This is a genomic window from Bifidobacterium simiarum, from assembly GCF_002802905.1.
GTDB lineage: Bacteria > Actinomycetota > Actinomycetes > Actinomycetales > Bifidobacteriaceae > Galliscardovia > Galliscardovia simiarum.
Genome location: NZ_PEBK01000001.1, coordinates 239,619 through 260,720, shown reverse-complemented (window position 1 = coordinate 260,720; position 21,102 = coordinate 239,619). Strand labels below are relative to the sequence as shown.

Here is a 21,102-nt window from a genome sequence, read left to right as displayed (position 1 = left end):
GAATTATCCGTTCAGGATTCCATTATGCTCTTGACGGCTGCATGAAGAAGCCGACTCGCTTGTAAAGCTTGTCACATCCGAATTCGATGGCCGCGCACACCGCCCAGTAGATGATGGCCGCGTCGACGTACGCCTCCAGATACTGGTAGCCGTCCGCCGCGCTGATCTGCGCGGTGATGAGCATCTCGGCCACGTTGATGATCGAGGCCAGCGACGTGCCCTTGAGCAACCAGATGAAGTAGTTGGTCATGCTGGGGATGGAGATCACCGTGGCCTGCGGCAGGATGATGCGCACCACCGTCTGCAGCGGGGTCATGCCCACGGCGGCCGCGCTTTCGGTCTGTCCGCGGTCGACCGCCTTGACGGAGGAGACCACCACGTCGGTGATGTACGCGCCGAAGTTGCAGGCGATGGCCACCACGGCGGCCGGGAAGTACGGAATATGCCGGGGATTGAAGTCGTAGACGCCGATCGAGTCAAGCCACTTGCACACGAACGGCACGGCGTAGTAGCAGAACAGCAGCTGCACGGTGAGCGGCACGCCCTTGATGAACGTGTTGAGCGCCACCACGATCTGCTTGGCCACCGGCACGCGCGAAAGGATCACCGAGCCGAACACGATGGCGATGATCAACGCCCAGAGCATGGACCAGAACGTCAGCACCAGCGTCTTGGGCAGGCCGGCCAGCACGGTCGGGAAGTCACTGATCATGAAGTCGTAGTCGAGTTCCATCAGGCGACCCTCCGTTCATAGCGTTCCATGCGATGCGAGATCAGGGTGAACACGATCTCGAGGACCGTGCACATCACGAAGTAGATCACGGCCGCGGCGCCCAGGATCCACAGCTGGCCGGAGCCGTAGCTCGCCGCGATCACGCCCTTGGCGTAGCCGAGCATTTCGACGGCGCCGATGGTGAACGCCACCGAGGTGTCCTTGAGCACGTCGATCTCGAGGTTCTTCAGGTTCAGGATCGCCACCTTGAGCGTCTGCGGCACGATCACGCGGAAGAAGTTCTGCGTGCGGCTGAAGCCGATGCTCAGTCCGGTCTCGATCTGTCCCTTGTCCACGCCGACGTAGCCGCCGCGCAGCGTCTCGCACATGAAGCACGAGAGGTTCATCGTCGTGGCGATGATGAAGTAGATGCCGGCCGACCAGTCGTTGATGTCGATGCCGAAGATCCAGAACAGCTTGGGCAGGCCGAAGAACACCAGATAGATCTGCACGATGCCCGGGGTGCCGCGGAAGAACGAGATGTATATGGTGCAGATCCAATAGAGCACGTTGTGCCGTCCGACCCTGACGATGCACAGCAGGGTGCCGAACAGCAGCGACAGCACCGATGGCACGAACCAGTACACCAGCGTGATCGGAATATGCTCGATCAGACCCGGTACCACGGTCTGCATGAGATCCGAGGGCATGGCCTCTCCTTCTGATTGTCTGTGGGATTACGCCTGACCCGCATTCGGGCCCGACCCACACAAGGGGAAGCGGCTCGACAGTGCCGGCCGCTTCCCCTTGTGTGGCGTCATCGCGATGGCGACGACTACTCGATGGTCACACCGAGCTTCTTGGCCTCGGTGAAGTCGTCCTGACCGAAGTGCTTCTGCGTGAGCTTGGCGAGGCTGCCGTCCTTGATCTGGGCGCTGATCTGCTCGTCCACGGCCTTCTGCAGGTCGGTCTGCTTCTTGTTGTACAGGATGCGGATGCCGGCGGCGTCGACCGGGTCGGTCACCTTCATCTTGTAGCCGAGGGTGTCGGCCACACCTTCGTACTGGGCCTTGGACAGGTAGACGGCGTCATAGGAGCCGGCGTGCACGGCGTCGAACATATCCTTGAAGGTCTCCTGGTTGGTCACGGTCGGGACCTCGATCTTGACGTCGGGGTGACGCTTGAGCCAGTCCTGGATGGCGACGTAGCGGCCGTCGGTCGGCACGATCGGGTCGAGGGTCTTGCCGTTGAGGTCCTCGAGCTTGTTGATCTTGCTGCCTTCGGGCACGATCAGGTTCATGAAGAAGTAGTCGTACGGCTTGGACAGCAGGTAGTCCTTGGCGCGGGCGTCGGTCTTGAAGAACGCGCCGACCACCGCATCGTACTTGCCCTGCTTGGTGCCGACCAGAGCGGTCTGGTAGTCGACCAGCTCGTACTCGAACTTGTAGTCGGTGAGCTTCTCGTCGAGCGACTTGAGCACGTCGAGGTCGAAGCCGGCGGGCTTGCCGTCCTTGTCGGCGTAGGAGTACGGCGGATCCTGGGTCTCCAGTGCGATCTTGACGGTCTTGACGCCGCTGTCGGATTCCGAGCTGCTCGACGAGCCGCAGGCCGCCAGCGATCCGACGGTCACCAGTGCGGCGACGGCGGCGATCACTGCCTTCAGCTTCTTGCCCATGGTATTTCCCCTCTTTGTGTTCCTTGAAGGTCGAACCGGTCTCCGGCCGACATACCGCATGTCGTTTGGGATTTGCGCCGGACCGATGTTCGTTCGTGTGTGTTTCATTGCGTTTCAGCAACTGGATGTCAGCGTACAACCCTTATCTAGCGAACTTGCCCCATCGGCCATCAGCTTTGCTTATAGGTGGCTATAACACGCGATGTGGGGCCTGAAATTCCAAGGATCTCAAACCCCGTATCAATCGAATCGATAGTAGATATCGTCGCGAAACGTTCCAATTATCGGGATGACCGACCGGTTTTCGACGCCGACCCCGCCCGAATCCGGACCGTATGGGGACCCGCGGTGAGCATGTCGGCCGGTGGGACAGGCAGCCGGCAGGTCAGGTTGACCGTCGGATCGGCCGGCCGCGTCAGTCGCCGTAGGCGGCGGCGAACGCCCGGCCGAGATCGGCGATCAGATCGTCCGGATCCTCCAATCCGATCGACAGACGGACGTCCTGGTCGGTGATGCCCGCCCGCCGGCGGAACTCCCCCGGCACCTCGCGGTGGGTGATGCGGCCCGGATCGACGATCAGTGACCGGGCGTCGCCGATGTTGGGCAGGTAGGTGAACACCGTCGTCGAATCGAGCAGACGCCGCAGATGCTCTTCGGTGCCGTCGAGCCGGAACGAGAGGATCGTACCCACGCCCTTGGGACAGTACCGTTCGGCGAGCGCGTGGCATGGGGAGCCGGGCAGTCCCGAATACCGCACTTCGGCCACATGCGGGTTGCCTTCGAGCCATCGGGCGATCTTCAGGGCGCTGGCGACCTCGTGCTCCATGCGCACCGGCAAGGTCTCGAGTCCGACCAGCTGCTGGTAGGCGTTGAAGGGGCTGAGCACGGCGCCGAAGGTACGCACGTATTTGGTACGCACGCGCCGGATGAACGCGAGATTGCCGAACAGGCTGGCGAAGCTTTGCGGGACGCCCCGCCTTTCGTCGCTGATCACCTGCTCGATCATCGTGAACTGCGGGTGGCGTCCGGCCGACCAGTCGAAGCGTCCGGCGTCGATGACCATGCCGCCCAACGCGTTGCCGTGCCCGCAGATGCCCTTGGTGGTGGAGTGAACGACGACGTCCGCGCCGAATTCGATGGGCCGCAGCAGGTAGGGCGTGGGGACGGTGTTGTCGATGATCAGCGGCAGACCATGCCGGTGGGCCAGATCGGCCAGCGGCCGCAGATCGGTGACGCGCGTGGACGGGTTCGCCACCGATTCGGCGAAGATCACCTTGGTTTCGGGGCGGATCGCCGCCTCGACCTCGTCAAGATCGTTGATGTCGTCCACGAAGTCGGCGTGGACGCCGAACTGCGGGAAGAACGTGGCCAGAGCGTCGACGGTGGCGCCGTAGACGTCGATGGGCGCGATGATCCTGCCACCGCCTTCGGCCGCCGCCAGCAGTGCGAACGACACCGCCGCCATGCCGGAGGCCGTCGCGACCGCGGCCTCGCCGCCCTCGAGCGTCGCCAGCCGCCGCTCCAGGGCATCGACGGTGGGGTTGGTCACACGGGAATAGGAGAATCCGAACTCCTCGCCGGCGGCCAGACGGTCGCCGCGCACGGCCGATTCCATGTCGAACGCCGCGGTGGCGTAGATGGGGACGCTCGCCGCATTGGCATTGGCGGCACGGTCGTAGCCGCCATGCACGGCGTTGGTGTCGAAGGTGGTCATGGATGCGGTCGTCCTTTCCCTGTCATGACGTGGATCGCCGGCCCGTCGCGGCACGGCCGGAGGCGTCGGCCCCGTTACCGTATTGCCGTCCGATGCCCCTCAACCTACCGGAAAAGACGGTGATCGGCGACGTCGGCGTTATCGACGTTATTTGGAACGGGCTATCAGGCGTACGGCGGCATAGGCGGGCCGACACCGGGAAGTCGGTGCGATCCCCTACAACGGAATCCATGGGATGCCGGCGACGAGCCGGCATGGATCATGGCAAGAAGGGAGCCGATATGGATGACGAACTACGGATCGGCAAGGCGCTGACGTCGATTCACGCCAATGCGCAGACCCCGGTGTTTCTGCTGCTGCACGGGTGGGGGTCCAACGAATATGATCTGCCCGATCTGATGCGCCTGTGCGCGCCGGGATCGGACTACGCCTCACTCAGGGCGCCCATCCCCTACGGCCCGGGATACACCTGGTTCGGCGACTGGAGCCATGAGGGTGTGCCGGAGGGCGCCTCGCTGGACCGGCAGGCACTGGCGGCGGCCAAGGCGGTGGAACGCTGGGTGCGCGACAACATCGCCGCGGACCGGAGGATCGTGGTCATGGGCTTCTCGCAGGGCGGCCTGCTGGCCGGTCACCTGCTGCGCGTGAACCCGAAGCGGTACATGGCGGCGGTGGCCTTCTCCGGCTGGCTGGCGCCCGGCCCCGTCGCCGGGGACGCCGAACTGCTTGAGGTGAGGCCGCCGATCTTCTACGGGCACGGCGAGGCGGATACGATCTTCCCTGCCTTCGAAACCGCGGCAATGGCCGATTTCTGGCGCACGCACGGCACGCTGACGGAGAAGACCTATCCCGGCATGGCGCACAGCATCAACATGCCGGAGATGCGCGACGTGGCCGCCTTCCTGCAGGGCATCGGCGCGGTGCGACCCCAGTTCTTCTAGGCGTACGCCCCGCCTGACCACCCCCAGTCTCGCTGCCGCTCGACAGCCCCCGCCAGCGGGGGCGGGAAATACGCATGCTCCCGCCGGCAAGGCGAAACACCTGTGCTCCCGCCGGCGGGAGCTGGACGCCGCAAGGCGGACTGAGGGTGGTCGAACGATGCAACCGAAATCCTACAGTTCGCGCGAGCGCTGGGCCGCGGCGGAGACGGCCTTCATCACCGTGCCGCGGAACCCGGCCTCCTCGAGCACCGAGTATCCGGCGATCGTGGTGCCGGCCGGCGAGGTGACCATGTCCTTGGCCGCGGCCGGGGTCATGCCCTTGTCGAGGATCAGCTTGGCCTCGCCGAGGCAGGTCTGTGCGGCCAGACGGTAGGCGGTGGCGCGCGGCAGGCCCTCGAGCAGACCGCCGTCGGCGAGCGCCTCGATGAACACGGCCACGAAGGCGGGGGCCGAGCCGGACAGTCCGGTCACCGCGTCGAGCAGGTGCTCGGGCACGAATTCCACGATGCCGAGCGATTCGAACAGCTCCTTGGCGAAGGTTTTCTCCTCGTCGGTGAAGTCGCTGTCGGCGTCCAGGGCGAAGGCGCCGGCGCCGACCAGCGCGGGGGTGTTGGGCATGAGCCGCATCACGCGGGGGCTGCCCTCCACGGTTTCGCGGATGCGGTCGGCCGTCACGCCGGCCATGATCGACAGGATCGCCTTGCCGTCGAAGGATCCGCACTTGGCGGCTGCGGCGGCGAACATCTGGGGCTTGACGGCCAGCAGCACCACGTCGCTGGCCTCGATCACCTCGCGCTCGTCGGCCGCGGGGTTGGCGCCCAGCGCCTTCACCCGCTCGATGGCGGAGGCGTTGGGATCGTAGATGGTCACGTCGGCCGGTGCCACCACGCCGTGTTCGATGGCGCCTGAGATGATCGCGCCTCCCATGTTGCCGAATCCGATAACGCCGATGTGCTTGCCTGCCATGGTTCGTCCTTTCCTCGAAGGCCCCTGCGGCCGCCGATATGCGGGTCGTCGTGTTCGCATGCGGTGAATGATGGTCTCCCCGGCTCCCCCAACGACTGGAACGCAGTCTAGGTTCGGAATATGACCGGCGTGTGAAACGCCCGACCCCGCAGGTCGCCCGCCTCGCATGGCCCCGGATCCACATGCCCCGGGCCGGTCACTCCTCCGTCGGCCCGTCCGAGGCATAGCCCAGATGCATGTGCGAAGGCACCTCGTTCCAGTCGACCTTGTATCCCGCACCGTGCGCGCAGAACACCGAGTCCGGCGTGTGTTCGGGATCGTCGGTGGGATCGTAGCCGATCCGTTCGATCACCGCTTCGGCGTCGTGGCACGGCTCGTATCCGGCGAAGGTGCAGGTCAGTCGTCCCATGCCGTGCGTGTAGGCGTTCACGTCCATCGCATAGTCGCGCATTTCGCTCACCGGGGCCCGTCCTTCGAGCGTGGCGTAGCCATCGTCCGTGGCCGGCGGGTCGAACTGGCCGCTCATGCGCTGGATGTCGCTCATCGCCCGGCCGATCATGCTGTCCGGCACCTCCAGCCGGAACCGGTACCACGGTTCCAGCAGCCGGCAGTTGCCCTGATGCTCCGCGTCCGGCAGCGGCTGCGCGGGCAGGTCTCCCTGCGGATGACCGACGATGCCTCTGGCCGCCATCATCAGGCCCTGTCTGACGGCCCGGTAGGTGGCCTGTCTGAAGTCACCGCCCTCGGTGTGCTTCAGGTGCGCCCGGCCGGTGAGCAGGGTGATGCGCATATCGGTGATGGGAGAGCCGGTCAGCACGCCGAGATGCTCCCGCTCGCGCAGATGGGTGAGGATCAGCCGCTGCCAGTTGCGGTCGAGCACGTCGAGGCTGCACGACGTGGCGAAGCTCAGTCCCGTGTTCGGCCCGGTGGGTTCGAGCAGCAGATGCGCTTCGGCGTAGTGGCGCAGCGGCTCGAAGTGTCCCACGCCTTCGACCGGCGCGGTGATCGTCTCCTTGTACAGGATCGAGCCGGGGCCGAACGTCACGTCCAGTCCGAATCGGTCGTGCAGCATCTGCTGGATGATCTCCAGCTGGATCGATCCCATGAGCTGCAGGTGGATCTCCCCCAGCCGCTCCTGCCAGGTGACATGCAGCAGCGGATCCTCGTCCTCCAGTTCGCGCAGCGCGTCGAGGCAGCGGTGGATGTCGTTGTCGCCGGGCAGCAGCGTGTAGGTGAGCACCGGCTGCAGGCTCGGATCCTCCGCGTCGGCCTCGCATCCCAGTCCCTCGCCGGGGAAGGTGTGGACGGGTCCGGCCACCGCGCACACCGATCCCGCGGGCACCTCGTCGACGGTGAGGAACTTCGCGCCGTTGTATACGCGGATCTGGTCGGCCTTCTCCGGCGGCCGGCCGATCGTCTCCTTGGCCCTGAGCGCGCCGCCGGTGATCTTCATCCACGTCAGCCGGTGGTGCCTCTCGTCGTGGGAGATCTTGTACGCCCGAGCGCCGAACTGCCCGGAACGGTCCGGTTCCCGGGTGAATCGCGCGAGTCCGTCGAGCAGGTCGTCGACGCCGTCAAGTCGCAGTGCCGAACCGAAGAAGCAGGGGAACACCTGTCGGTCGGCGATCATGGCCCGCAGTCGGCCGTCCGTCAGCCGTCCATGCTCCAGGAACTCGTCCGTCGCCCGCTCGTCCTGCATGGCCAGGGCCTCCCACTGCGATTCGGTCAGCGCCGAGGCATCGGCCATGCCATTGTCGGCCATGGCGCCGGCTTCGTCCGTATCACCGGGGTCCCGACCGGCGACCAGCGGGGTGAAGTCCGCGCAGCCGTCGGACAGGCGCCGCCTCATGCGGTCGAGCAAGGTCTCCCGGTCGGCGCCGGGCGTGTCCATCTTGTTCACGAAGATCATCGTCGGCACCCGGTACCGGGCCAGCAGACGCCACAGCGTTTCGGTGTGGCCCTGCACGCCGTCGGCGCCGGAGACCACCAGAATCGCATAGTCCAGCACCCGCAGCGTGCGTTCGGTCTCCGCCGCGAAATCGACGTGACCGGGCGTGTCCAGCAGGGTGAGCCGCAGATCGCCGTGATCGATCCGCGCCTGATGGGAGAAGATCGTGATGCCGCGTCGGCGTTCCATCGCGTCGGTGTCGAGGAAGGCGTCGCCGTGGTCGACGCGGCCGAGCCTGCGCAGTTCGCCGGACCGGTAGAGCATCGCCTCCGACAGCGTGGTCTTCCCGGCGTCCACATGGGCCAGAATGCCGGCCACGATCCGCTTCGTCTCCCCGCTTCCAAGGCGAACGGCTTCGCTCATCGACTGCTCCTCCGATCGTTGATCCAGTGCCGCGCACGGCTGTCCGCTCAATATTCTATGCGCCCATACGCCACGCGGCCCCGGACCGGCCCGGCGCGGCAACCATCGACCATGTCAACCGATTGGTAGGATGTGCAGTGACATCGTTCACGTCAGACAAAGGAGCCTTTCATGACCACAGTCGCCGTCATCGGCTGCACGCACGCCGGTACGTTCGCCACCCAGTCCATCCTGCAGGAGCACCCCGATTGGCAGGTGCACGTCTTCGAGCGCAACGGCACGCTGTCGTTCCTGTCCTGCGGCATCGCCCTGTGGGTGGGCGATCACGTCTCCGATCCGAAGCGAATGTTCTACTCCTCCCCGCAGGCGCTGGCCGAGGCCGGCGCGACCATGCACATGCGCACCGACGTATTGTCCGTGGACGCGACCGGCAAGACGCTGGTCGCCCGGGATCTCGAAACCGGCGAGGAAAAGGAGTATTCCTTCGACAAGCTGGTGGTGACCACCGGTTCGAAGCCGGTGATCCCGCCGATCGAGGGCATCGACTCCGACCATGTGCTGCTGTGCAAGAACTGGGATCACGCGTTGGCCATCAAGGAGCGCGCGAAGGGCGCGAAATCCGCGGTGGTGGTCGGTTCCGGCTATATCGGCGCCGAGCTGGCCGAACAATTCAGCCTCGTCGGCGTGAAGACCACGCTGGTCGATGCGATGGACCGCGTGCTGGCCAACAACTTCGACGAGCCGATCACCGCCGAGGTGGAGAAGGCCTTCGCCGATCACGACGTCGAACTGGCGCTGGGCCAGAAGGTGACGAGGTTCGTCGACACCGGCGACGGCGTCACCGTCGTCACGGAGAAGGGCGAGTACACCGCCGACTTCGCCGTGCTGGCGGTCGGATTCCTGCCTGCCACCGAACTGCTCAAGGGACAGGTGGACATGCTGCCCAACGGGGCGATCGTGGTGGACGAGTACATGCGCGCCTCCCTGCCCGACGTCTACGCCGCCGGCGACTCGGCCACGGTGTTCTACAATCCGACCGGCAAGCACGATTACATTCCGCTGGCCACCAATGCGGTGCGTCAGGGTCTGCTCGTCGGCCGCAACATCGAGACCCCGACCCGCGCGTACATGGGCACGCAGGCCACGTCGGCCGTGCAGCTGTACGATCTGTCGCTGGCCGCCTCCGGTCTGACGCTGGGCGGTGCGGAACGCCGCGGCCTCGATCTGCGGCTGACCGAACTGGTCGACGACTACCGCCCGGACTTCATGCTCACCACCACCCCGGTGACGAGCCTGCTGACGTGGGATCCGGACACCCGCGAGGTCAAGGGCGGGCAGTTCATGGCCAAGGCCGATATCTCCGGCGCGGCCAACGTGGTGTCGATGGCGATCCAGTCCCACTTCACCGTGGACGATCTGGCCAACGTGGACTTCCTGTTCCAGCCGAATTTCGACAAGCCGGTCTATTACGTCGGCGCCGTGGCCATGAAGGCCGCCGCCGAGGCGTAGCACTTCTCGAAGCCGATACAACGCCGATACAACAAGGAGGGGCTCCGCTTCCATCAGTGTGAAGCGGAGCCCCTCCTTGTGTATGATTCCGGCCCGACCTATTGGATCATGCCGGATTCATTCGCTTGGATTCACTCGGAGATCTCGGCGAAGTACAGCAGGGTACGGATCATGTTGGAGGTGAAGCCGTACTCGTTGTCGTAGAAGGTGACCGTGCGGGCCAGGGTCACGCCGTCAACGGTGTTGACGTCGGTCTGGGTCGGGTCGAAGACGCCACCGTGGGTGTCGCCGATGATGTCGGAGGAGACGATGCCGTCACCGTTGTAGCCGAAGTACTCGGTGTCGGAGAAGGCGGCCTTGAAGGCCTCGTTGATCTCGTCGGCGGTGGCCGGCTTCTCGAGGACGGAGGTCAGCTCGGTGACGGAGCCGTCCGGGACCTGGATGCGCTGGGCGTGGCCCTGCAGCTTGCCGTTGACCTCGGGCACGACCTTGCCGATGGCCTTGGCGGCGCCGGTGGAGTGGGCGATGGTGTTGATGCCGGCGGCGCGCAGGTTGCGGCCGCTCTTGGTGCCGCGCGGGCCGTCCAGGATCATCTGGGTGCCGGTGTAGGCGTGGATGGTGGTCATGAAGCCGGCCTTGATGCCCCACTTCTCCTGGAGCAGCTTGACCATGGCAGCCATGGAGTTGGTGGTGCAGGAGCCGGCGGACACGATGATGTCGGTCGGCTTGAGGATCTCGTGGTTCACACCGAAGACGACGGTCGGAGTGGTGTCGTCCTTGGCCGGAGCGGAGATGAGGACCTTCTTGGCGCCGGCGTTGATGTGGGCCTGGGACTTCTCGGCGGAGGTGTAGAAGCCGGTGCACTCGAGCACGTACTCGACGCCGTCGTTCTTGACCCACGGAATGTTGTTAGCGTCCTTCTCGGCGTACACGGTGTATTCCTTGCCGTCCACCACGATGGAGGTGTCGGTGGAGGTGACCTCGACCGGAGTGCCGTCGTCGTGACGGAAGGTGCCGTGGGTGCTGTCGTACTTCAGCAGGTAGGCCAGCGTGGCGGGAGTGGTCAGATCGTTGATGGCGGCGACTTCAATATCGCCGGCCTGGCCACCGCGAGCCTGCAGCTCGAAGATGCGGCGGAAGGCGAGACGACCGATGCGGCCGAAGCCGTTGATACCAATCTTAACTGTCATTTATTTATCTCCTGAGTGGACGTGGCATCGATCGCACGATTGCCCTCATAGAGAGCGTTCACACGATTCTGCCAGCTATTGCCAACGTGTCTCATCCTACTGTGCCACCTGTACTTTTTGGTGGCTTTCGTCTCAAAGTCGTCTGAACTTTTGCCGAACGCGATATCGTCGTCGCCCGGTGGCGAACGCCATCCGACGACCGCCATCCGGCGAGACCCGTCCGACGCCGATCAATCCGCCGATCACCGCTTCTCGGAGGACGCGGCACGTTTCGACAGCAGTCGGGAGACGTGCGTGTCGATGACGCCGAGCGCATCCGGCCCCTCGTCCCCGCGCTCGGTGCGCCATGCCGGGGCCGGCGCGGACACGGGAAAGACCACGACGAGCGCGCCGTCGCCCACCGACACCCAGCCTTCTTGCCCGGCGAGGAACTCGTTGCTCACCCCGATCGGCTTCGTGTCGCGCAGCACGGCATCGCGCACCCCGTACTTGAGTCCGCCGATCGTGACGTGACGGGCGACGCCGCCGTGGGCGAACACCGAGATCATGCTGCGTGCCGGCGCATCCCACGCCCGGAACGACAGCGTGCCGTCGCAGAGCACGGTGAGGATCTGCCCGTCGCCGTGCAGGAAGCCCACTCCCCCGTGAGCCGCGATGCGCGCCAGCGTCTGGATGTTGGCCAGCGTGTGGTCGACCCGGCCGCCGAGCCCGCCGTAGATGTGGAACCGTCGCGCCCCATGGGCCCAGCCGAGCTTGACCGCGGCGAACATGTCGGTATCGTCCTTCTCGCTGGGCAGACGGGTGATGCCGTGCAGATGCGCGTAGGTGTCGAAATCGTGGTCCAGCGAATCGAAGTCGCCGATCACCACGTCGGCGTCGACGCCCAGCGCCCGCACATGGTCCAGTCCGCCGTCGGCCGCGACGACGAACGCCCCGCCTAGGATCGTCGGCTGCTCGTCGTAGTAGCTTCCGGCCCCGAAGATCACGCATTCGCCGTCATGGCGGCCCTCATTGATATCCATGCTCCACATGGTATCGCCGGGCACGGGATCTCGACCTTCCGCGACCGCGAACCCCGGCATCATCCCCGGGAACGATGTGACGTGAAGGCGGACCGCACTACCCTAGGTGAGTCGTCATGGCCGAGGAACGGTCTGGACGCCAATGGACGGGAGGAATGGCTTTTGGACGGAGGAACGACCCTGCGCGCGCCGTGGATGATCCGGCTGCTGAAGCTCGACATCGACTCGGGGTGGCTGCCGGTCACCCTGTTCGCCGTCACCGTGATCGGCGTGGCCGGTCTGTTCGGCATCGCGCTGTACGAGGCGGTACGTTCCGGAGCTGCCGGCAGCAGGAACAGTGGAGGCCGGAACGACGACGGCCCGATCGGACGGTTCCGACGGCCGGCCGTGATCATCGCCGGCGCCGCGGTCGGATTCGCCGTCGGCTTCTCGGTGGCCTGGCTGCTTGACCATTACCTCGTCTTCGGTGTGATGCTGGGGATCAAGGTGGTCTGGGCCGTGGCCGTCGGTCTCGCCCCGCTTGGCGCGGCGATCGCCTCGATCGTGGTCACGCGTGGGGCCAGACGCGCGGCATCGGCGGCGCTGATTCCGTTCGCCGTGCTGTCGTGCGCGGTGAATGTCAACGCCGTGTACGGCGAATACCCCACGCTCGGCAGCGTGCTGGGCGTCTCGTCGTTCTCCCGGCTCGACGTCTCGCGGATCCGGGCAGCGCGGCTTTCGCCCGCGCAGTGGCGGCAGCGGGCGGCGTCGGGCGATCTGGGCGCCGTGCCCTCCCACGGCCGGACCGGTTCGGTGATCATCCCCGCGACGACGTCCGGGTTCCGCGCCCGCGAGGCGGTGGTGTATCTGCCGCCGGCCGCGCTGTCGAAGACGCCGCCGCGTCTGCCGGTGTTCCTCATGCTGTCCGGTCAGCCGGGAAGCCCGGACCGGGCGTTCCTGGCCGGCGAGCTGAGCTCGATCTTCGACGACTACGCCGCCCGGCACCACGGACTGGCGCCCATCGTGGTCTCCGCCGATCAGCTCGGCAACGCGTTCCACAACACGCTGTGCGTCGATTCCGAGAAATACGGCGACGCCGAAACGTATCTCACCCGGGACGTGACCGACTGGATCACCGCGAACCTGCCGGCGTCCCGCGACCCTAAGCAGTGGGCGATCGGCGGATTCTCGCAGGGCGGCACCTGCGCGGTGCAGCTCGGGCCCGCGCACCCGGACCTCTACGGCACGATGTTCACGGTCGGGGCGGAACTCGGCCCGCATGCCGGCAGCGAACGGACGATGGTCCGGGAGTATTTCGGAGGCAGCGAAACCGCCTACCGCCGGCACGTCCCTATCGACATCATGCGGGCGAAGGGTCATTCCGATCAGATGCTGGTGATGGCGGCCGGGCAGCTGGACGGCGAATCGATCGACAACATCGGCCGTATCGCTCCGGTGGCGAAATCCATCGGCATGGAGACGACCGGACTGACGGTCATGGGATCCGGACACGACTGGCATGCCGTCCAGCAGGCATTGCGCACGAGTCTGGACGCGATCGGCGCCCGTATGGGCTTGTCGGATGACACGGACACGTCCATACGCGGATCCACGCAGGTACGGGTGATGAGCATCGCTGCCACGGATGATGACGGCATGGGCAACGGCAACGGCAACGAGGAAGGTGAACGATGACGCAGATGACGGAACGGATGATGAACGAAACGAACGCAGCAAACGCAGCGACGACGCCGGCAAGGCAGACGAAGCCGGCGACACAGACCAAATCGACAAAGCAGACCACACAGACGACACCGACGAAGCCGACCAGGCAGACGAAACCGACCAGGCAGACGAAGCCGGCGAAACCGCTGGTGCATGACGTGGTCCGGTGGATGCGATCGCACCCGCTGACCGTGGCGTTCGCCGCCGTCACACTGATCGTCAACCTCGGCGTCGCCCTATGGTGCTGGGCCACGGGCTCGCCGTATCCGCCGCTGTTCGCCCGCATCAGCTACCGACGGCTGGCCGACGGCATGGTCTACGTCGTGCCGATGGCCCTGCTGCTGACGGCCCACCCGCTGCGGCTGCTGGTCGATATTCCGGCGCTGCTGGCCGCCGGGTCGGTGGCCGAATCCCGGTTCGGCGCGGCGAAGACGGTGTGGATCTCGCTGATCTGCTCGATCGGCGGCATCGCGGCCGGCATGGGGGTCAGCGTGATGGCCAACGGACATCTGCCGGTATGGCGTTCGTTGGTGCGGTTCGGCTACGTGCTCGGCCCGCTCACCCTGATGGTGGGGCCGCTGATGGCGGCGAGCGCGTTCAGCTCGCTGATGTGGCGCCGCCGCGTCAGAATCGTCACCTATGCCGTGGTGGCGGCGCTGGTGCTGTATCGGGGCGAGCCGGGCGACTACTGCATCGCCTTCGCCGCGGCGTTCGGTCATCTGCTCGGCTATCTGATGGCTCCGGCGAAGACCGACGGCGAGCGCGCCGCCGAGAACGGCCTCCGAGTCACGCGATTGGAGACGCGCAAGATGGTCGGCGTGATCAGCGCGGTGTGCGCACTCGGTCCGCTGGTGGCGCTGGTCTCGCCGGTGCATCGCGGCCCGCTGTCCACGCTCGGCCTGCTCATGGGGCCGAACCGGCTTGATTACGGTCGTCTGCGCGAATGTCTGGCCACGGGCGGCACGGCGGACTGCTTCCTGCAGTACCGCATCCAGCGCGTCTCCATGCCGGGCGGCGTGATCGTGTCGGTGCTGCCGCTGCTGATGATGCTCGTCGTGGCGTACGGCCTGTACCGCGGCCGCCGGCTGGCCGCGTGGCTGAGCGTCGTGCTCAACGCGTGCACGGTGGTCATGGCATTGCTGTACTGCTTCATCTTTCCCGTGGTGCTCTCGCCGGACGGCATGCGCGCGCTGGTCATGCACGGCGCCGTCCGGACCGCGTTCGCGACGGCCACGCTGCCGCTGGCGTGCATCGTGCTCGTCGCGGTGTCGTGGCGCTGCTTCCCGCTGACCGTCCGGCGCGATCGGCTGGCGGTGGCCGCCGGCGCGACGTTCGCCACGTTCGTCGCGCTGTGTGCGCTGTATGCGGCCGTGGGAGCGCTCCGTCCGCATGAGTTCAGCACGCCGCCCACGCCGGCGGTTCTGCTGGCGGATCTTCCCCAGCGGTTCGTGCCCGTCGGCTTCCTCAACGGCCTGACCCCGCTGTTCCTGCCGACCTCGACGCTGACCGCCGTGGTGTATCAGGGCATCGGCCCGGTGTTCTGGACCGTGGCCGTGCTGGTGACGCTGTGGTGCCTCATGGATTCCTCGACCGCGGGCCGTCAGGAGCGGCACCGCGCCTCGCAGCTGGTGCAGACCGACGGCGAGTCGATGTCGTTCATGGGCACCTGGGACGGCAACCGCTACTGGTTCTCGCCATCCGGACGATCGGTGATCGCCTACCGCGTGGCGTACGGCGTCGCGCTGACGGTGACCGGGCCGTTCGGCGACCGTGCCGAATGGTCGCGGGATCTGAAGGATTTCGCCATGTTCTGCGCCGAGCATTCGTGGACCCCGGTGTTCTACAGCGTGCACGGCGAGCAGCGTGACGAACTGGCCGCGATGGGCTTCGCCTCGCTGGACGTGGGCACCGAGATGGTGGTGTCGCCCGGGCAGTGGCAGACGCGCGGCAAGAAGTGGCAGGACGTGCGTACGGCGATCAACAAGGCGAAGCGCGAGGGGATCGTCGACGTGATGTGCCCGTTCGACGAGGCGCCGCTGGGCGTGCAGGCGCAGATCGTGGACATCTCCGAGCAGTGGGCCGAGGAGAAGTCACTGCCCGAGATGAAGTTCACGCTCGGCGGCGTGGACGAGCTGATGGACCGTCGCGTGCGGCTGCTGTACGCGGTGGACGGCGAGGGCACCGTGCAGGCGGTGACCAGCTGGCTGCCGACATGGCGCGACGGCGAGATCGTCGGATGGACGCTTGATTTCATGCGGCATCGTCCGGAAAGCCCGAACGGCGTGATGGAGTTCCTCATCGCCCGCATGGCCGAGCGTCTGCGCGACGAGGGCGCCGAGTTCATGAGCCTTTCCGCCGCTCCCCTCGCCGGCATCAGCGTGATGGAGTTCGCCGCGCGGGACGGGGACGAGGGGACCGACGGGAACGACCCCGATGCCCCCGATTCGGGCACGGTGTTCCTGCAGCATGTGCTGATGGCCGTGGCCGACATCATCGAACCGGTGTACGGCTTCCATTCGCTGTTCCGGTTCAAGAAGAAGTTCCAGCCCGAGGAGCATGGCGTATACCTCGCCTACCCGGATTCCGCGAAGCTGCCGCAGATCGCGCTGGCCGTGGTGCAGAGCTACCTGCCCGATATGAAGCCCGCGGACGTGTCACGGTTCGTGAAGGCCATGAGCCGGTAGGTCGCCGTCGGAACCGGCGGCACTGCTGGTAGAACTGTGGGTATGAGCAAGAAGAAGAACGCGAAAGGCAAGGGATCGACGCCGGCCACGCTGCAGCTGGAGCGGGCCGGAGTCGATTTCCGCATCTACGAGTACGAGCATTCGAACGATCACATGGATGACGGCTACGGCGTGGAGGCCGCCACGAAGCTGGGATTCGACCGGCATCAGGTGTACAAGACGCTGCTGGCCGACACCGGCGACGAGCTGGTGACCGGCGTGGTGCCGGTGAGCGGTCATCTGGACATGAAGGCGCTGGCTGCGGCGGTCGGCGCGAAGAAGGCGGCGATGGCCGATCCGAAGAAGGCCATGAGGGCCACCGGCTACGTGGTGGGCGGCATCTCGCCGCTCGGCCAGAAGACCCGCCACCGTACCGTGCTGGACGAGGGCGCGCTCGAGTTTGACGAGATCCTGGTCTCCGGCGGCAAACGCGGATTCAGCATCGGCGTGGCCCCGAAGGATCTCATCGCCGTGCTCGACGCCATCACCGCGCCGATCGCCACCTGGTGACCGCGGTCTGCCACCTGATGTCTCACGGGCTGTCACTTAGAGACCCGCGGGCTGTCACTTGACGACCCGTGGCCTTCGGCAGACCGGTGCCTAGGCCGCGGAGAACGGTGCTCAGGCCGCGGTCTTCGCCGCCTTCGCCGCCTTGCGCAGTTCGGCGGGCAGCACGAAGTGCATCCGCTCCTTCGTGGTGGTCACATACGAGACGTCGTCGTAGCCCAGCGGGGCCAGCGCCTTCACCACGCCGGAGACCAGTTCCTCGGGCACCGAGGCCCCCGAGGTGACCCCCACCGCCTCGACGCCGTCGAACCATCGCGGGTCGAGCTCGCCGGCGTCATCCACCCGGTGGGCGTGGCCGCGGCCGGCGAGCGCCTGCTCGGCCACCTCCATCAGACGTACGGAGTTCGAGGAGTTGGCCGATCCGACCACCACCACGCAGTCGGACTGTTCGGCCACCGACTTCACCGCGGTCTGCCGGTTCTGCGTGGCGTAGCAGATGTCCGAGCTCGGCGGCTCGATGATCCACGGGAACCGCGTCTTGAGCGCCTCGATCACATCCCGGGTCTCGTCGATCGACAGCGTGGTCTGCGACAGGTAGATCAGCCGGTCGCTCTCGGCGAAGTCCAAGGTCGCGACGTCGTCCACATGTTCGATCAGATGTACGTGCTCGGGGGCCTCCCCCACCACGCCCACGGCCTCGTCATGGCCGCGGTGGCCGATGTAGACGATCTCGTAGCCTTCCTTCACGTAGCGCAGCACCTCACGGTGCACCTTGCTCACCAGCGGGCAGGTGGCATCCACCACATGCATGCCGCGCCGACGGGCCTCGCGCTGCACCGTGGGCGAGACGCCGTGCGCCGAGAACACCACGGGCACCCCGGCCTTCACCGCCGATTCGGGGATCTCGTCGAGCTCCTCGACGAACACCGCCCCCTGCGCGGCCAGATCGCCCACGACGTGCCGGTTGTGCACGATCTGCCGGCGGACGTACACCGGCGGGATCGGCTCGCCCCCTTCGGCCGCGGCCGCACCGTCCGGTCCCGTTGATCTGCCGTTCGCCGCCTTCAGGATCGTCTCGACCGTCTGGATCGCACGGTCCACTCCGGCGCAGAAGCCCCGCGGATCCGCCAGTACGATTCGCTTACCCATTCACTCACGCCTTTCCCTGCGGTCCGATTCGACTCCCACCAGTGTAGCGGCTGACCGTCCGCCGCCACCGGACCCGCTGAGCGCGTAATCGGCAGGCGGAGTGTGCGAGGACGGGGATTCCCGGCAACAAATCGATAACATCGCCGGTCGGATCCCCTCGGCCGGCGTGTGGGCGGTAGACTGATTGTTAACGGTAACACCACTGTTGCCGAGACAATATTGTCGCAACCATTCACGTAGGAGTGATTCATTTATGACCAAGGTTCTTCCTCCGCGTTCCGGACAGCAGTACAGCATCCAGTACGGCGACTACAAGGCCGTCGTCACCGAGGTCGGCGCGACGCTGCGCGAGTTCACCTACCAGGGCAAGGACGTCATCGTCTCCCAGCCCGCCGACAGCCCGGTGACCTGCAGCCACGGCCAGATTCTGGTGCCGTTCCCCAACCGCATCGAGGGCGGCGTCTACACCTTCGAGGGCAAGACCTACACGCTGCCGATCGACGAGCATGACCGCAACACCGCCATCCACGGCTACGGCTACCGCTCCGCGTGGAAGCTCGAAGCCCTGACCGAGACCTCCGTCACGCAGACGTGGCGCGTGCCGAACATGCTGGGCTACCCCTTCGATCTGCTGGTGACCGCCAAGCACGAGCTTGACGCCGACGGCCTGCACATCACCATCAGCGCCTACAACAACGGCGACATCAACGCCCCGTGGGCTCTGGCCATCCACCCGTGGCTAGCCAACGGCTTCAACGGCTACGGCGACGAGATCGACGGCCAGAACGCCCAGTGCAAGCTCACCATCCCGGCCGACACGCACGTGACCGTGGACAAGAACCTGATCCCCACCGGCACCGAGCCCGTGGACGGCACCAAGTTCGACTTCCGCAAGCCCATGCTGCTCGACCAGCAGCCGTACGATGACGCCTGGACCGACGTGCACCACGAGGCCGACGGCACCGTGGCCGCGAAGTTCGAGCGTCCCGACGGCATGACCATCACGGTCGGCGGCGACGAGACCGTCACCTCCTTCCAGATGTGCACCGGCACGAAGTTCCCGGCGTTCCAGCACGCGTCCGGCGTGGCCGTGGAACCGCAGACCGCCTACGCCAACGCCTTCAACACCGGCAAGGACCTGATCGTCATCAAGCCCGGCGAGACCAGCACCACCAAGCTGTTCCTGCGCGCCGAGCAGGCCTGATCGCCCATCGTTCCGTCGGCGGTCGTCGGCGTCGCGCAGCGGGTCGAAGCCCGTTCCCACGGCACCGGCGACCGCCGATTTGTGATTTCACGCCGGATGTGCGATAATCCACAAGGCTTATTTTCACTTTCAGTAAAGGAGTCCATTATGGGCAAGCGCGGACGTCTGCGTCGCGATCGTCGCAAGAAGGCTGCAAACCACGGCAAGAGGCCGAACGCCTGAGTCGTGTCGTTATACGGCTGGGGCCGCGGAAGTCATCGTGCTTCCGCGGCCCCTTTTTTCGTTGTTCCGGCCTACCGGCTACAGAGGGCATGGGAGCATACGAAAAGCGCCGCATGCCCGATGAAGGAGGGAGGCATGCGACGCGACACATGAATAGATGAAGGAATGTTGGTTTAGTTAGCTGATTCTACGTTGACTCCTTTCTGCTTGAGATCGTTCACGGTCCACGACTGCACGTTGTCGAGCATCTGGTCGGCCGTGATCTTCTTGGCCAGGAACTGGGCCCACTGATCCTGCAGCTGCTTGAACATGCCGGACCAGTTCGCGCCGGTGCGGTACGGGGCCTCGATGTCCACGGCGTCCTCGACGACCTTCACGGCCTCGCTGCGGTTCGACAGCAGCTTGTCGGGCAGGGATGCGTCGACGTACTGCTTCGGATCCTTGACGGCGGGGAACGCGCCGGAACCGGTTTCGGCGTTGGCGGCGAGCTTGATGGCCTTGTCGTTGGTGGCGAGCCAGACGGCGAACCGTGCCGCCTCCTCCGGATGCTTGGCACCCTTCGGAATGCCGTTGCCCTGGGCGTTGGTGGGCGAGACGCGCTTGTCCTTCGACTCCATCGGCGTGGGCACGGCCTTCCAGTCGCCGAGCGACTTCTGGAAGTTCGACTGGTAGGCGCTCAGCTGCCATGTGGAGGTGCCGATGGTGGCGAGATCGCCGGACTGGAAGTACTGCATCAGGGCGTCCCATTCGATGAACGTCTTGTTGGAGAACATGTCGTTGTCGACGATCTCCTGATAGTACTTCGCCGCCTTCTTCGACTCAGGGCCGTTGATGTCGATGATCCACTTGTCGCCCTTGACCTGATACCACTGGGCACCGAACTGCTGGGCCGCGAGCACCAGACCGGCCGGATCCTCGCCGGCGAGGTTGGTGAGCTTGATGTTCGGGTTCTTCGCCTTGAGCGCCTTGCCGGCGGCGATGTACTCGTCCCACGTCGTCGGGATCGCCACGCCGGCGTCCCTGAAGGTCTTCTCGTTGACGATCATGAAGCCGGGGCTGGTCTTGTAGGGGATCACGGCGAGCTGATCGCCCACGGTGAACGACTTGACGGCGGCCTCGGAGATGTTCGACAGGTCGGGATGGTACTGATTCGCGTTCTGCAGCGTGCCGTCGGCCAGCAGCGAGATCGAGGAATCCATGTTGATCTCGCTCAGGTCGGGCGCGTTGCCGGCCTTCACCGCGTTGACCAGCGCCTGCTCGGCCTTGTCCTGCGAGGCCTGCTGCTTGTAGACCACCTTGATCTTGCTCTGCGACTTGTTGAACAGATCGGCCTGCTCCTTCTGTCCCTTGTCCCATCCCCACCATTCGATGGTCACGGGACCGGAGGACTGGGACGCCGAAGAGCCGTCGCCTCCGTCGCCCGATCCGCCGCATGCCGCCAGAGGGGCGAGCATGCCCACGGTGGCGAGCGCGCCGATCGCGATTCTGGTCCATCGCTTGTTCATCATTGCTATCTCCTTTGATTTCATGGAACTGCTGTGATATGGACGTTG

Annotated in this window: 18 protein-coding genes; 8 read left to right on the top strand and 10 right to left on the bottom strand. The window is 65.7% G+C overall.

The genetic code is table 11. The features are described 5' to 3' along the window. Positions 1–22: 22 nt before the first annotated feature. From CSQ87_RS00905 to CSQ87_RS00890, 4 genes are all read right to left on the bottom strand, one after another. Entirely contained in the window at positions 23–733 is a 711-nt protein-coding gene (locus CSQ87_RS00905; protein ID WP_100511977.1) for an amino acid ABC transporter permease, read from the bottom strand. Then, positions 733–1,422 carry an amino acid ABC transporter permease gene (locus CSQ87_RS00900; RefSeq protein WP_100511975.1) on the bottom strand — a complete coding sequence of 230 codons (690 nt, stop codon included), beginning with the start codon at positions 1,420–1,422 and terminating at the stop codon, positions 733–735. The genes CSQ87_RS00905 and CSQ87_RS00900 overlap by 1 nt, the downstream gene beginning before the upstream one ends. Positions 1,423–1,547: 125 nt before the next feature. Then, the gene (locus tag CSQ87_RS00895; protein ID WP_100511974.1) at positions 1,548–2,387 is read right to left on the bottom strand and encodes a transporter substrate-binding domain-containing protein; all 840 of its coding nucleotides are present in this window, start codon (positions 2,385–2,387) and stop codon (positions 1,548–1,550) included. Positions 2,388–2,802: 415 nt separating this feature from the next. Next, entirely contained in the window at positions 2,803–4,101 is a 1,299-nt protein-coding gene (locus tag CSQ87_RS00890; protein WP_100511972.1) for an O-acetylhomoserine aminocarboxypropyltransferase/cysteine synthase family protein, read from the bottom strand. 281 nt (positions 4,102–4,382) lie between these two features. Between CSQ87_RS00890 and CSQ87_RS00885 the strand changes: the two genes are divergently transcribed. Then, entirely contained in the window at positions 4,383–5,042 is a 660-nt protein-coding gene (locus CSQ87_RS00885; RefSeq protein ID WP_100512210.1) for an alpha/beta hydrolase, read from the top strand. A 171-nt stretch (positions 5,043–5,213) separates the two neighbouring features. Here CSQ87_RS00885 and proC read toward each other — a convergent pair whose 3' ends face one another. Both proC and CSQ87_RS00875 read right to left on the bottom strand, forming a co-directional pair. Further along, a complete protein-coding gene (gene proC, locus CSQ87_RS00880) occupies positions 5,214–6,068 on the bottom strand; it encodes a pyrroline-5-carboxylate reductase (RefSeq protein WP_117434913.1) in 855 nt (284 codons plus the stop codon). Between the two features lie 136 nt (positions 6,069–6,204). Further along, positions 6,205–8,319, bottom strand: coding sequence for an elongation factor G (locus tag CSQ87_RS00875; protein ID WP_100511969.1), 2,115 nt, complete (start codon positions 8,317–8,319; stop codon positions 6,205–6,207). 171 nt (positions 8,320–8,490) lie between these two features. Here CSQ87_RS00875 and CSQ87_RS00870 point away from each other — a divergent pair, with 171 nt between their 5' ends. Next, entirely contained in the window at positions 8,491–9,828 is a 1,338-nt protein-coding gene (locus CSQ87_RS00870; RefSeq protein ID WP_100511968.1) for an NAD(P)/FAD-dependent oxidoreductase, read from the top strand. A 131-nt stretch (positions 9,829–9,959) separates the two neighbouring features. On the opposite strand, the gene gap is transcribed toward CSQ87_RS00870, so the two are convergent. Both gap and CSQ87_RS00855 read right to left on the bottom strand, forming a co-directional pair. Beyond that, positions 9,960–11,018: a type I glyceraldehyde-3-phosphate dehydrogenase gene (gene gap, locus CSQ87_RS00865; RefSeq protein ID WP_100511966.1), complete on the bottom strand. Its 1,059-nt coding sequence runs from the start codon at positions 11,016–11,018 to the stop codon at positions 9,960–9,962. A gap of 242 nt (positions 11,019–11,260) precedes the next feature. After that, entirely contained in the window at positions 11,261–12,040 is a 780-nt protein-coding gene (locus CSQ87_RS00855; protein ID WP_100512209.1) for a thiamine diphosphokinase, read from the bottom strand. A gap of 162 nt (positions 12,041–12,202) precedes the next feature. Here CSQ87_RS00855 and CSQ87_RS00850 point away from each other — a divergent pair, with 162 nt between their 5' ends. The 4 genes from CSQ87_RS00850 to ybaK are packed head-to-tail and all read left to right on the top strand — an operon-like array spanning position 12,203 to position 16,977. Next, a complete protein-coding gene (locus tag CSQ87_RS00850; protein ID WP_165776676.1) occupies positions 12,203–13,714 on the top strand; it encodes an alpha/beta hydrolase in 1,512 nt (503 codons plus the stop codon). After that, positions 13,704–13,901, top strand: a complete 198-nt coding sequence (locus CSQ87_RS10970; protein WP_207761065.1) for a hypothetical protein — start codon at positions 13,704–13,706, stop codon at positions 13,899–13,901. Before CSQ87_RS00850 ends, CSQ87_RS10970 begins: the two co-directional genes overlap by 11 nt. A 13-nt stretch (positions 13,902–13,914) precedes the next feature. Beyond that, positions 13,915–16,428 (top strand): bifunctional lysylphosphatidylglycerol flippase/synthetase MprF, encoded by a 2,514-nt coding sequence (locus tag CSQ87_RS00845; protein WP_207761064.1) that lies wholly within the window; start codon positions 13,915–13,917, stop codon positions 16,426–16,428. A gap of 42 nt (positions 16,429–16,470) precedes the next feature. Further along, a complete protein-coding gene (ybaK, locus tag CSQ87_RS00840; RefSeq protein WP_100511962.1) occupies positions 16,471–16,977 on the top strand; it encodes a Cys-tRNA(Pro) deacylase in 507 nt (168 codons plus the stop codon). Between the two features lie 111 nt (positions 16,978–17,088). Here ybaK and CSQ87_RS00835 read toward each other — a convergent pair whose 3' ends face one another. Next, positions 17,089–18,123 carry a 4-hydroxy-3-methylbut-2-enyl diphosphate reductase gene (locus CSQ87_RS00835; protein WP_100511961.1) on the bottom strand — a complete coding sequence of 345 codons (1,035 nt, stop codon included), beginning with the start codon at positions 18,121–18,123 and terminating at the stop codon, positions 17,089–17,091. A gap of 253 nt (positions 18,124–18,376) precedes the next feature. Between CSQ87_RS00835 and CSQ87_RS00830 the strand changes: the two genes are divergently transcribed. Then, positions 18,377–19,327, top strand: a complete 951-nt coding sequence (locus CSQ87_RS00830; RefSeq protein WP_100511960.1) for an aldose 1-epimerase family protein — start codon at positions 18,377–18,379, stop codon at positions 19,325–19,327. 147 nt (positions 19,328–19,474) lie between these two features. Then, positions 19,475–19,549 carry a 50S ribosomal protein bL37 gene (locus CSQ87_RS11265; RefSeq protein WP_369299097.1) on the top strand — a complete coding sequence of 25 codons (75 nt, stop codon included), beginning with the start codon at positions 19,475–19,477 and terminating at the stop codon, positions 19,547–19,549. A 173-nt stretch (positions 19,550–19,722) separates the two neighbouring features. Here CSQ87_RS11265 and CSQ87_RS00825 read toward each other — a convergent pair whose 3' ends face one another. Beyond that, positions 19,723–21,057, bottom strand: coding sequence for an ABC transporter substrate-binding protein (locus CSQ87_RS00825; RefSeq protein WP_165776675.1), 1,335 nt, complete (start codon positions 21,055–21,057; stop codon positions 19,723–19,725). Positions 21,058–21,102: the final 45 nt, after the last annotated feature.